The organism is Pseudomonas putida, from assembly GCF_050990305.1.
Taxonomy (GTDB): Bacteria; Pseudomonadota; Gammaproteobacteria; order Pseudomonadales; family Pseudomonadaceae; genus Aquipseudomonas; species Aquipseudomonas putida_AH.
In genome coordinates, this window is record NZ_CP158817.1 from 398,695 (window position 1) to 412,214 (window position 13,520).

At 59.3% G+C, this 13,520-nt stretch carries 8 protein-coding genes; all 8 read left to right on the top strand.

Translation table 11 applies throughout. From position 1 onward, the window contains the following. Nucleotides 1–17 precede the first annotated feature (17 nt). The 8 genes from gltB to gspE all read left to right on the top strand — a co-directional run bounded on the left by gltB (nucleotide 18) and on the right by gspE (nucleotide 13,518). Complete coding sequence (gene gltB, locus ABTV22_RS01880) at nucleotides 18–4,463, top strand: glutamate synthase large subunit (RefSeq protein WP_433738296.1); 4,446 nt, start codon at nucleotides 18–20, stop codon at nucleotides 4,461–4,463. A gap of 33 nt (nucleotides 4,464–4,496) precedes the next feature. After that, nucleotides 4,497–5,915: an FAD-dependent oxidoreductase gene (locus ABTV22_RS01885; RefSeq protein ID WP_433738297.1), complete on the top strand. Its 1,419-nt coding sequence runs from the start codon at nucleotides 4,497–4,499 to the stop codon at nucleotides 5,913–5,915. A gap of 224 nt (nucleotides 5,916–6,139) precedes the next feature. Continuing rightward, entirely contained in the window at nucleotides 6,140–7,207 is a 1,068-nt protein-coding gene (gene hemE / locus ABTV22_RS01890; protein ID WP_433738298.1) for a uroporphyrinogen decarboxylase, read from the top strand. A gap of 292 nt (nucleotides 7,208–7,499) precedes the next feature. Beyond that, nucleotides 7,500–8,966, top strand: coding sequence for an N-acetylglucosamine-binding protein GbpA (gbpA, locus tag ABTV22_RS01895; RefSeq protein WP_433738299.1), 1,467 nt, complete (start codon nucleotides 7,500–7,502; stop codon nucleotides 8,964–8,966). Between the two features lie 76 nt (nucleotides 8,967–9,042). Then, the gene (locus ABTV22_RS01900; RefSeq protein WP_433738300.1) at nucleotides 9,043–9,585 is read left to right on the top strand and encodes a cytochrome b; all 543 of its coding nucleotides are present in this window, start codon (nucleotides 9,043–9,045) and stop codon (nucleotides 9,583–9,585) included. A gap of 197 nt (nucleotides 9,586–9,782) precedes the next feature. Then, nucleotides 9,783–10,091, top strand: a complete 309-nt coding sequence (locus tag ABTV22_RS01905; protein WP_433738301.1) for a hypothetical protein — start codon at nucleotides 9,783–9,785, stop codon at nucleotides 10,089–10,091. 8 nt (nucleotides 10,092–10,099) lie between these two features. Then, nucleotides 10,100–12,028, top strand: coding sequence for a type II secretion system secretin GspD (gene gspD, locus ABTV22_RS01910; RefSeq protein ID WP_433738302.1), 1,929 nt, complete (start codon nucleotides 10,100–10,102; stop codon nucleotides 12,026–12,028). Continuing rightward, a complete protein-coding gene (gspE, locus tag ABTV22_RS01915) occupies nucleotides 12,025–13,518 on the top strand; it encodes a type II secretion system ATPase GspE (protein ID WP_433738303.1) in 1,494 nt (497 codons plus the stop codon). The genes gspD and gspE overlap by 4 nt, the downstream gene beginning before the upstream one ends. Nucleotides 13,519–13,520 lie beyond the last annotated feature (2 nt).

The following is a 13,520-nucleotide window of genomic DNA, read 5'->3' on the forward strand; positions in this document are numbered from 1 at the left end:
CTGGTGAGAAAGTGTCTATGAAAGCAGGTCTGTACCAACCAGATGAATTCAAGGATAACTGCGGTTTCGGCCTGATAGCCCATATGCAGGGCGAGCCCAGTCATACCCTTTTGCAAACGGCCATCGAGGCCCTGACCTGCATGACCCACCGCGGTGGGATTAATGCCGACGGCAAGACCGGTGACGGTTGCGGTCTGCTGATTCAAAAGCCGGACGTGTTCCTGCGAGCCATCGCCCAGGAAACCTTTGGCGTCGAATTGCCCAAGCAATACGCCGTGGGCATGGTTTTCTTCAATCAGGACCCGGTCAAAGCCGAAGCCGCTCGCGAGAACATGAACCGCGAGATCCTGGCCGCCGGCCTGCAGCTCGTCGGCTGGCGCAAAGTGCCGATCGACACCAGCGTCCTCGGCCGCCTGGCCCTGGAGCGTCTGCCGCAGATCGAACAAGTGTTCATCGGTGGCGAAGGCCTGAGCGACCAGGACATGGCCGTCAAGCTGTTCACCTCTCGCCGTCGTTCGTCCGTGGCCAACGCCGCCGACGTTGACCACTACGTGTGCAGCTTTTCCCACAAGACCATCATTTACAAAGGCCTGATGATGCCGGCGGATCTCGCCGCCTTCTATCCGGACCTGAGCGATGAGCGCCTGCAAACTTCGATTTGCGTGTTCCACCAGCGCTTCTCCACCAACACCTTGCCGAAATGGCCGCTGGCTCAACCGTTCCGCTTCCTGGCGCACAACGGCGAGATCAACACCATCACCGGTAACCGCAACTGGGCCGTGGCCCGTCGCACCAAGTTCACCAACGACTTGATGGACCTGGAAGAACTGGGCCCTCTGGTCAACCGCGTTGGTTCCGACTCTTCCAGCATGGATAACATGCTCGAGTTGATGGTCACCGGTGGCATCGACCTGTTCCGTGGCGTGCGGATGATCATTCCGCCTGCGTGGCAGAACGTCGAAACCATGGACCCGGATCTGCGTGCGTTCTACGAATACAACTCGATGCACATGGAACCGTGGGACGGCCCGGCTGGCGTGGTCATGACCGACGGTCGCTACGCGGTGTGCCTGCTCGACCGTAACGGTCTGCGTCCGGCGCGCTGGGTCACCACCAAGAACGGGTTCATCACCCTGGCTTCGGAAATCGGTGTCTGGAACTACCAGCCTGAAGACGTGATCGCCAAGGGCCGTGTTGGCCCAGGCCAGATCTTTGCCGTGGACACCGAAACCGGCCAGATCCTCGACACCGACGCCATCGACAACCGCCTGAAGTCCCGTCATCCGTACAAGCAATGGCTGCGCAAGAATGCCCTGCGTATCCAGGCGACCATGGAAGACAACGACCACGGTTCGGCGTTCTACGACGTCGATCAGCTCAAGCAATACATGAAGATGTATCAGGTCACGTTCGAAGAGCGCGATCAGGTACTGCGTCCGCTTGGCGAACAAGGCTACGAAGCCGTGGGCTCCATGGGCGACGATACGCCAATGGCCGTGCTGTCCCAGCGCGTGCGCACGCCGTACGACTATTTCCGCCAGCAGTTCGCGCAGGTGACCAACCCGCCGATCGACCCGCTGCGTGAAGCCATCGTCATGTCGCTGGAGATCTGCCTCGGTGCCGAGCGCAACATCTTCCAGGAGTCGCCGGAACACGCCTCGCGCGTGATCCTCAGCTCGCCGATCATTTCCCCGGCCAAGTGGCGCTCGTTGATGAACCTCGATCGTCCGGGCTTTGAGCGCGCGATCATCGACCTCAACTACGAGGAAAGCGTCGGCCTGGAAGCGGCGATCCGCAATGTCGCCGATCAGGCTGAAGAAGCCGTGCGCGCCGGTCGTACCCAGATCGTGCTGAGTGACCGTCATATCGCACCGGGCAAACTGCCGATCCACGCTTCCCTGGCCACCGGTGCGGTACACCACCGCCTGACCGAAAAAGGCCTGCGTTGCGACTCCAACATCCTGGTGGAAACCGCGACCGCTCGCGATCCGCATCACTTCGCCGTGCTGGTCGGTTTCGGCGCTTCTGCCGTTTATCCGTTCCTGGCCTACGAAGTGCTGGGCGACCTGATCCGTACCGGTGAAGTGTTGGGCGACCTCTACGAGGTGTTCAAGAACTACCGTAAGGGCATCACCAAGGGCTTGCTCAAGATCCTGTCGAAGATGGGTATCTCGACCATCACCTCGTACCGTGGTGCGCAGCTGTTCGAAGCCATCGGCCTGTCGGAAGAAGTCTGCAACTTGAGCTTCAAGGGCGTACCGAGCCGCATCAAGGGTGCGCGTTTCGTCGACATCGAAGCCGAGCAAAAAGCCCTGGCCACCGAAGCCTGGAGCCCGCGCAAGCCAATCCAGCAAGGCGGCCTGCTGAAGTTCGTCCACGGTGGCGAATATCACGCGTACAACCCGGACGTGGTCAACACCCTGCAAGCCGCCGTGCAGCAGGGCGACTACGCCAAGTTCAAGGAATACACCTCGCTGGTGGACAACCGTCCGGTGTCGATGATCCGTGACCTGCTCAAGGTCAAGACCCTCGACACGCCGCTGGACATCAGCGAAGTCGAGCCGCTGGAATCGGTGCTCAAGCGCTTCGACTCCGCCGGTATCTCGCTGGGCGCCCTGTCGCCAGAGGCTCACGAAGCCTTGGCCGAAGCCATGAACCGCCTCGGCGCGCGTTCAAACTCCGGCGAAGGTGGTGAAGACCCGGCGCGCTACGGCACCATCAAGAGCTCGAAAATCAAGCAAGTGGCCACCGGTCGTTTCGGTGTAACCCCGGAATACCTGGTCAACGCCGAAGTGCTGCAGATCAAGGTCGCCCAGGGCGCCAAGCCAGGCGAGGGCGGTCAACTGCCAGGCGGCAAGGTCAACGGCCTGATCGCCAAGCTGCGTTATGCCGTACCAGGCGTGACCCTGATTTCGCCACCGCCGCACCACGACATCTACTCGATCGAAGACTTGTCGCAGCTGATTTTCGACTTGAAACAAGTCAATCCACAGGCGTTGGTTTCGGTGAAGCTGGTAGCAGAAGCTGGTGTCGGTACCATCGCCGCCGGTGTGGCCAAGGCCTACGCGGACTTGATCACCATCTCCGGCTATGACGGCGGTACCGGTGCTTCGCCGCTGACCTCGATCAAATACGCGGGCGCTCCGTGGGAACTCGGTCTGGCCGAAACCCACCAGACCCTGCGTGGCAACGATCTGCGTGGCAAGGTTCGCGTGCAGACTGACGGCGGCCTGAAAACCGGCCTCGACGTGATCAAGGCAGCGATTCTCGGCGCTGAAAGCTTCGGCTTCGGCACCGCGCCAATGATCGCCCTGGGCTGCAAATACCTGCGCATCTGCCACCTGAACAACTGCGCCACTGGCGTCGCGACTCAGAACGAGAAGCTGCGCAAGGACCACTACATCGGTACCGTCGACATGGTGGTGAATTTCTTCACCTACGTCGCCGAAGAAACCCGTGAATGGCTGGCCAAGCTGGGCGTGCGCTCCCTCGAAGAGCTGATTGGCCGTACCGATCTGCTGGACATCATCGAAGGCCAGACCACCAAGCAGCATCACCTGGACCTGACCCCGTTGCTGGGCAGCGATCACATTCCGGCGGACAAGCCTCAGTTCTGCGGCGTGGATCGCAACCCACCGTTCGACAAGGGCCTGCTGGCCGAGAAAATGGTCGATATGGCCACCTCGGCGATCAACGACCTGAGCGGCGCCGAGTTCGCCCTGGATATCTGCAACTGCGACCGTTCCATCGGCGCGCGGATCTCCGGTGAAATCGCCCGCAAACACGGCAACCAGGGCATGGCCAATGCGCCGATCACTTTCCGTTTCAAAGGTACGGCTGGCCAGAGCTTCGGCGTGTGGAACGCTGGCGGTCTGAACATGTACCTGGAAGGTGACGCCAACGACTACGTCGGTAAGGGCATGACCGGCGGCAAGCTGGTGATCGTTCCACCGAAAGGCAGCGTCTACAAAACGCAGGACAGCGCCATCGTCGGCAACACCTGCCTGTATGGCGCCACCGGCGGCAAGCTGTTCGCCGCCGGCACTGCGGGCGAGCGTTTCGCCGTGCGTAACTCCGGTGCCCACACTGTGGTGGAAGGCACTGGCGATCACTGCTGCGAGTACATGACCGGTGGCTTCGTCTGCGTACTGGGCAAGACCGGTTACAACTTCGGCTCTGGCATGACCGGTGGTTTCGCCTACGTGCTCGACCAGGACAACACCTTCGTTGACCGGGTCAACCACGAACTGGTGGAAATCCAGCGGATCAGCGGCGAGGCGATGGAAGCCTACCGTAGCCATTTGCAACGCGTGCTGAACGAGTACGTCGAGGAAACCGACAGCGAGTGGGGTCGTGAACTCGCCGAGAACCTCGATGACTACGTGCGCCGTTTCTGGTTGGTCAAGCCCAAGGCTGCCTCCCTGAAATCGTTGCTTTCCAGCACCCGTGCCAACCCGCAGTGATATGCGCCTGAAGAGTTTGATGAGGTTTTAACAATGGCTGAACGTCTGAATAACGACTTCCAGTTCATCGATGTCGGGCGCAAGGATCCGAAGAAGAAACTGTTGCGTCAACGCAAGAAAGAGTTCGTGGAAATCTACGAACCCTTCAAGCCCCAGCAGTCGGCCGACCAGGCCCACCGCTGCCTGGGCTGCGGTAACCCGTATTGCGAATGGAAGTGCCCGGTGCACAACTTCATTCCCAACTGGCTGAAGTTGGTGGCCGAGGGCAACATCCTCCAGGCCGCCGAGCTGTCGCACCAGACCAACACCCTGCCGGAAGTCTGCGGCCGGGTGTGCCCGCAAGACCGTCTGTGCGAGGGCGCCTGTACCCTCAACGACGGCTTCGGCGCGGTGACCATCGGTTCGGTAGAGAAGTACATCACCGACACCGCGTTCGCCATGGGCTGGCGCCCGGACATGTCCAAGGTCAAACCGACCGGCAAGCGTGTCGCCATCATCGGCGCGGGCCCGGCGGGCCTGGGCTGTGCCGACGTGCTGGTGCGCGGTGGTGTGACCCCGGTGGTGTTCGACAAGAACCCGGAAATCGGTGGTCTGCTGACCTTCGGCATCCCCGAGTTCAAGCTGGAAAAGACCGTGCTGAGCAATCGCCGCGAAGTCTTCACCGGCATGGGCATCCAGTTCCGCCTCAACACTGAGGTGGGCAAGGACGTGACCATGGAGCAACTGCTCGAAGAATACGATGCCGTGTTCATGGGCATGGGCACCTACACCTACATGAAAGGTGGCTTTGCTGGTGAGGACCTGCCGGGCGTCTACGACGCGCTGGACTTCCTGATCGCCAACGTCAACCGCAACCTGGGCTTTGAAAAGTCGCCGGAAGATTTCGTCGACATGAAAGGCAAGAAGGTCGTGGTACTCGGCGGCGGTGACACGGCGATGGACTGCAACCGTACCTCGATTCGCCAGGGCGCCAAGTCGGTGACCTGTGCCTATCGTCGTGACGAAGCGAACATGCCCGGCTCGCGCAAAGAGGTGAAGAACGCCAAGGAAGAAGGCGTGAAGTTCCTCTACAACCGTCAGCCGATCGCCATCGTCGGCGAAGACAAGGTCGAAGGCGTGAAAGTGGTCGAGACCCGTCTCGGCGAACCGGACGCCCGTGGCCGTCGCAGCCCCGAGCCGATCCCGGGCTCCGAAGAGATCATCCCGGCCGATGCCGTGGTCATCGCGTTCGGTTTCCGTCCGAGCCCGGCGCCGTGGTTCGAGCAATTCGAGATCCAGACCGACAGCCAGGGCCGCGTCGTGGCACCGGAACAAGGTCAGTACAAGCACCAGACCAGCAACCCGAAAATCTTCGCCGGTGGCGACATGGTGCGCGGGTCCGACCTGGTGGTGACGGCGATCTTCGAAGGCCGCAATGCCGCTGAAGGGATCCTGGATTACCTGGGCGTCTGATCAACATATACCCCCTGTAGGAGCCGGCTTGCTGGCGATCAACGATAACGCGGCGTACTTGATACACCGCGTCGTTTGGATCGCCAGCAAGCCGGCTCCTACAAGGCTATTTTCAGCCCATCTACCCGCGACAAATTGACCCGATAGACAAAAGGCTGACCTGCATCCGTGCCTTTTCCCTCGCGCTCTGAGAAAATGCCCGCACTTTTTTTCCGGATGCCGACATGACTGCCCTGAAGAACGACCGTTTCCTGCGCGCCCTGCTCAAGCAACCCGTAGACGTCACTCCCGTGTGGATGATGCGTCAGGCCGGCCGCTACTTGCCTGAATACCGTGCCAGTCGCGCCAAGGCCGGCGATTTCATGAGCCTGTGCATGAACCCGTCGTTCGCCTGCGAAGTCACGATGCAGCCGCTGGACCGTTATCCACAACTGGACGCGGCGATCCTCTTTTCAGACATCCTGACCATCCCCGATGCCATGGGCCAGGGCTTGTACTTCGAAACGGGCGAAGGTCCGCGCTTCAAGAAAGTCGTCAGCACCCTGGCCGACATCGAAGCCCTGCCGATTCCTGATCCGCAGAAAGACCTGGGCTATGTGATGGATGCGGTCAGCACCATCCGCCGCGAACTCAATGGTCGCGTACCGCTGATCGGCTTCTCCGGCAGCCCATGGACCCTGGCCACTTACATGGTCGAAGGCGGTTCGTCGAAAGACTTCCGCAAGACCAAGGCCATGCTCTATGACAACCCACAAGCTATGCACCTGCTGCTGGACAAGCTCGCGCAGTCGGTCACCAGCTACCTCAACGGCCAGATCAAGGCCGGTGCACAAGCGGTGCAGATCTTCGATACCTGGGGTGGCAACCTGTCGGCGGCGGCCTATCAGGAATTCTCCCTGGCCTACATGAAGAAAATCGTCAGCGGCCTGATCCGCGAACATGAAGGTCGCAAGGTGCCGGTGATCCTGTTCACCAAGAACGGCGGCCTGTGGCTGGAAAGCATCGCCGAGGCTGGCGCCGACGCGCTGGGGCTGGACTGGACCTGCGACATCGGCAACGCCCGCGCCCGTGTCGGTGACAAAGTCGCCCTGCAAGGCAACATGGACCCGACGGTGCTCTACGCCAAGCCAGAAGCGATCCGCGCCGAAGTCGGGCGCATCCTCGCCAGCTATGGCAAGGGCAGTGGCCACGTGTTCAACCTGGGCCATGGCATCACCCCGGAAGTCGATCCGGAGCATGCAGGTGCGTTCCTGCGCGCGGTGCATGAGTTGTCGGCGCAGTATCACCAGTAAATTTCTGAAGTTGAAAAAAAGCCTGTCTGGCCTGGTGCCAGACAGGCTTTTTTATGCGCTTAAATTTTGTGTGTGCTGGATGTCGCTTCTTGTAAGGATTTTCTTTCGTCCGTTGTCGGTAGAAGTTACAAAGCGACTATTCCTACTTGCAGGGAGGAATTTCCCTGCATAGAAAACTCATTAGTCCAAGTAATGTTCCGGACCCTGCTCTGCCAAGCGCTGAGCAATATCGCAAACATCGGCGCCAGTTATTTGCGCCTTAATCTTCGATTAGTAGTCCGGAATTCAAGTGATGAAAAATATTTCTTACAAGGGAAGTGCGTTTGCGGCCTGCACTTCTTCAATGATCCTGTTATCGGCAATGTTGGCGTCTCAAAGTGTTTCCGCTCATGGCTATCTGGAAGTGCCGCCATCCCGTGCGCTGCTTTGCCAAAAAGGCTTGAACACCAACTGCGGTGGTGCTCAATACGAGCCGCAAAGTGTTGGCGAAACCTTTAAAGGTTTCCCGGCGGGAACGGGTGGCGCTCCTTTGCAGGGCCCCATCGACGGCAAGATCCCGAGTGGTGGCCACTCGTTGTTCTCCGCTCTCGATGCTCAATCTGCCACCCGTTGGCATCTGACGGAAATCAAGGACCGCAACATCGATTTCCAATGGCACTACACGGCGGTGCACCCAGCCACAAAACACGAGTATTTCATTACCCGCAACGGCTGGAACCCGAACGAATCCCTCAAACGCGCCACCTTTGAAAGTACCCCGTTCTGCACCATCGATGGTGGTAATCAAAAGCCTGAGTCGGGTGCCAAGCACAAGTGCACCATTCCCTCGGATAAGTCCGGCCAGCACGTCATCCTGGCAATCTGGACCGTCGGCGATACCGATGCAGCGTTTTACAACGCCACGGACGTGAATATTCTGGCGGAACCAGAGCTGCCGGGTGGTTGGTCCTCCGTGGGTAGCATCGCGCCTTCAACCCAGTTGCTGGTGGGCGACAAGGTCAAGGCCCGTGCATTCTCGGCCAGTGGCGAGAACCCGCAATACAGCGTTGAAATCTCTATCGATTCCACTGTGGAAGGTTCGCCAAACAACTGGTCGTTCAAGCTGGCGGAAGCCATCAACAAGGCTCACACACTGATCCGCGCTGGCGTTCGTGATGAAAACGGCACTATCGAACCGGTCAAGGGCAACAACAGCCTGTATGCGCAAAAAGAAAGCGGTGTGGCCCGTTACGAAGTTCAACTGGACATGAAAGAAGACGCCGCGGCGCGCATGTCGGTAGCTTCCCAGCAAGCTGAATACGTGCTCGTGAAGGGGCAGGCCAAGGTCGATTTTGGCATGATCTCCAACCGCAAAATGAATGTTGAAGCGACTTTGTACGATGAGAACAACAAGCCGGTCGGTTCCACCAGGACTCAAGTGGAAAGCGGTCCTACCCAACTGGTCATGGATATTCGCAGCAACCCTGGCAAACACACCCTGACCCTGGTTGGCACCACCCTGGATGGTCGCACCACTCGCCAGGACACCCAGACCACCCAAGTGACTGGTGAAGGTGCTGGCGTCGAGCATGACTTCGTGTTCCCCGAAGGTCTGAGCGAGTACACCGCAGGCACCAAAGTGCTGCAACCAAAGACCAACGAAGTCTTTGAATGCAAGCCGTTCCCTGAGGCCGGTTACTGCAAGCAATACGTCCCGACTGCCAATGGTTTTGAGCCTGGCGTCGGTGCGCATTGGCATATGGCCTGGGACAAAATTTAAGTCCGCCCGGTAATCCTTCAGGCGAATTTTCAAAGTTCGCCTGAAGGCTCACTTGTGTTTGAAATCAGAGTTAAGCATGACGGTTTTGAATTATTCCGGGCAGCGCGTATGGCTGCACTGGATCTCGGCGGCTGTGATCATCTGGACGCTGGCATCGGGGTTCTATGTCGCTGTGGCTGAAGTGCCCGCCCGGATCAGTCAGTTGGTTGCCTTTATCAATGTGTCGCTGACAACGGTGTTCATCCCGCTTTTTGTCTGGCGCCTCAGCATTTTTGTTGCTCACGTTCGGCACATGAACCTGAACGCTTTAACGTTGGAAAAAAAACTCGTTTTTATCGTTCATTCGCTCATCTACCTCACGGTAGCAATTGTGCTGGTGACCGGTGTGTTGATGATGAATCGCCCAATCGATGTGTTCGGGGTGGTCGAGATCGTTCAACCGCTGAGTGATCCGGCCCTCATCGCGCAATTCTTTACCCTGCACGTGTGGTCGTGCCTGTTCCTTTCGCTGCTGATCGTGCTGCATGTCGGTGCGGTTATCGTTCATGAGTTGTGCGGCCATCGCGTGCTGCGACGCATGTCCTTTTGCAGCATAGTTCGAAGTGAACAACTCGAGTGAAAGGACGCCTTTACGCACTCTGTCTGGTGCTCATATGCGTGGGTTATGCAGCGCTTTTGACGTGGCAGGAATGGGGATTTCGAGACAGTCTTGCCTCGCCGTTGTCGCTTGCGACACCCATCACGCCCTTGCCGCCTCGTGCGCCCCTCGAAACAACCGCCGTTATTACGGTGCTCGGTCTGTCAGCTGAGAATGCCTTGCTGCCCAGTGCCGAGCCACTGACGCTGCAAGCCAGCTTTATTCTCGGTACCGGCTTGTCCAGAGCCTTGCTGGCCGATGGGCAAGGCGCACGGATTTATCAGGTAGGCGATCAGTTGCCGGGCGGCAGCGTGCTGCGTCGCGTCGAGGCGAATCAGGCGGTGTTGTGGAACAAGGGGCGCGAGGAAGTGTTGACGCTGCAGGCACCCGCCACGCGTTTCCTGCACCCAGTCGGCTCGCAGTCCGAGGTTCAGACTCCCGCTATTTCTGCACGTTATCTACGCCCGCAATCGGGGCAGTCAGAGTGAATAAACCCATGAACAGCTTGATTGGCACGCAGGCACTGCGTGCCATGCTTCTTCTTGCCTTGTTGGCAGTGATTGCTTTGCCCGGCACGCTGCGGGCGGAGCAAGAAAAATGGCAGTTGGCGATGAACAACGCCGAGCTGCGTGACATCGTCGAAGAAATCTCGTCCATTCTCGGCACGACTGTGGTGCTGGACCCCAGAGTCTCCGGTCGTGTCACCGTCATGTCCCGTCAGGCGCTGGACCGCGAGGGCGTTCGTCGACTGTTTTACTCGGTACTCGATGCCCACAACTTCACGGTGATCGATGAGGGTGACCGAATCCTCATTACGCCAGTCGCTGAAGCGAAAACCCGCGCCGGCCAAGGCAAGACAAAAAACACCACAGCGTCGCAGTTCGTCACGCAGGTCATCGCGTTGAATACCAGCAGCGCCGCCGACATTGCCGGGCTGGTCCGGCCGTTGGTGTCGGTCAATGGTTATGTCGGTCCGTCGGTGTCAGCCAATGCCCTGGTGGTCACCGATACGGCGGCTAACGTGCAACGTATTGCTCGAGTGATTCGGCAACTGGATTCCGGCCAGGGCAACATGCACTCGGTGGTTCAACTGCTCCACGCCCAGGCCAGCGACGTGGCCTTGCTGATGGACGCCTCACTGGGCAAACGCAACGCCGATACAACGATCCAGGTATTGGCGGATAGCCGGACCAACCGCCTGATTCTCATCGGCCCGCCCACGGTCCGCCAACGTTTGACTGAATTGGCCCGCGGCCTCGACATCCGCGCCACGGCGATCCCCGATAACGCCCGTGTAATTCGCCTGCGTCACAGCGATGCAAAACAATTGGCTGAAATTCTGGAAACCATGGGGCAGGGCAGAAAGCCGCCCACGGCCCATGGTGGCACTAAGGATATCTCCAGCGGCGCGACCTTCATGATCAAGGCCGACGAAAGCCAGAATGCGCTGGTGCTGATCGCCGAACCGGCACAAGTCAAAACCATCGAAAGCATCGTGCGTCAGCTAGATCAACCACGGGCACAAGTGCTGATTCATGCCGCCATTGTTGAGATTTCCGGAGACATTGCCGAAGCGGTGGGCGTGCAGTGGGGCTTGAACACCGGTGATGCCAAGGGTTTCATCAATTTCCCCGGCACTGACGTTCCGATCGTCGGCGGCCTGACATTCGATGAGAAAAAATCGGCTCCAGAGGGCGCGATACTGAAGTTGGGCGGTGACCGCTTCGGCGCATTGATTTCCGCTCTGGCCAGCAACACCCGCAGCAACCTGCTTTCCACACCCAGTCTCTTGACGCTGGACAATCAGGAAGCAGAAATCATCGTCGGTCAGAACGTGCCCTTCAAAACCGGCTCCTACGCCACCAACAGCAGTGGTGCAGACAATCCATTCACTACGGTTGAACGCAAGGACGTGGGCATCAGCCTGAAAATCAAGCCGTACATCAATGACGGTTCGAGCTTGCGCCTGGAAGTCGAGCAGGAAGTGTCGGACATCGCACCTTCGGTATCGGGTATCGACTCTTCCGATCTGATCACCAACAAACGGGCACTCAAGAGCACCATCCTGGCCGACGACGGCGAAATCATCGTGATTGGCGGTTTGATTCGCGACAGCGTGCGAACCCAGAAAAGCGGGGTGCCGCTGCTGCGTGATATTCCTTACCTTGGAGCCCTGTTCCGCTGGACTCGGGATACGCAAACCAAAAGTAACCTGATGGTGTTTTTGCGGCCCACGATCGTGCGCAGCAAGGAAGACCTGGTCGACGTAAGCCGGCAGCGTTACAACGCACTGCGTGACTTGAGCAAGCCTGGGGCGCAGGGCAACAACTCGTTGTTGCTGCCAGCGGATGCGCGTCAGTTGTTCGAGCCGGATTCCGATGCGCCGCTGTTCGATTTGCGCCAGCCAGCGCCGACCACACCATGACGACCTCGCCTCTGGTTCGCGAACCACTGCCTTTTGGATTTGCCCGGCGGTTTGGCGTTCTGCTGGAGCGTGAAGGCGAACAATGGGTGATGGCGATGCGTGCCGATACACCGTTGACGGCTTTGGCCGAGGCGCGTCGTGTTTGTGGGCCGATTTTGTCGCGGGAGCTGCCACTGCGGTTGTTGCAGCCCGAGGTGTTTGCAGCCCGATTGGCTGCCGCTTATCGCGAAGGGCAGAGTGCCGCCAGGCAGGTCGCTGAAGGGCTGGACGAAGAACTGGATCTGCTCAGCCTGGTGGACCAGGTTCCGCAAACCGCCGATCTGCTGGAGCAGCAAGGCGACGCGCCGATTATCCGTCTGATCAACGCGCTACTCAGCGAAGCTGTACGTGAGCATGCCTCAGACGTGCATCTGGAAACCTTCGAGCAATACCTCTCGGTGCGCATGCGTATCGACGGGCAATTGCGTGAAATGCTGCGACCGAGACGTGAACTGGCGACGCTGCTGGTGTCGCGGATCAAGGTCATGGCGCGACTGGATATCGCGGAAAAACGTGTGCCTCAGGATGGACGAATGGCCCTGCGACTGGCCGGGCACGAAGTCGACGTGCGGGTTTCGACGCTACCTTCGGCGCATGGTGAACGGGTGGTGTTGCGATTGCTCGACAAACAGGCCGGGCGTCTGGAGTTGCAGCGTCTGGGCATGCCGGACGACACGCTTGCTGTCCTGCGCCAACTGCTGGGCAGACCCCACGGCATTCTGCTGGTGACAGGGCCCACCGGCTCCGGCAAAACCACTAGCCTGTATGCCGCGCTCAGCAATCTGAACGATCAGACCCGCAATATCCTTACGGTCGAAGATCCCATCGAGTATCACCTGCCGGGGATCGGCCAGATGCCCGTCAACCCGAAAGTCGACATGACATTCGCTCGTGGTTTACGGGCGATCTTGCGCCAGGACCCGGACGTGGTGATGGTCGGCGAAATCCGCGACCGCGAGACCGCGGAAATTGCTGTTCAGGCTTCACTCACAGGGCATTTGGTTCTCTCGACCTTGCACACCAACAGCGCGGTTGGCGCGGTAACGCGATTAGTCGATATGGGGGTCGATGCCTATCTGCTGGCGTCGTCGCTGGTGGGCATTCTGGCCCAGCGGTTACTGCGTACATTGTGTGCTCACTGCAAGGTGTCATACCGCGCCGATGTGGCGGCCTGTCAGCGGTTGGGGCTCGATGTCACGGCGCCTGCGCTGCTGTTCAAAGCCGTGGGGTGCGATCAGTGTCAGCACGGTTATCGCGGACGAATAGGGATCTACGAACTGATCGGCGTGACGCCTGCCGTGTCGACGCTGATTCATCAAGGCGCCAGCGAGCAGGCGTTGACCGATGAGACGCGCAAGGTATCGCGCAGCTTGTTTCAGGATGGGCGCCAACGGGTGTTGGACGGCGTGACCAGTCTCGACGAGTTGCTGCGCGTGACTCAGGAGGATTAGGC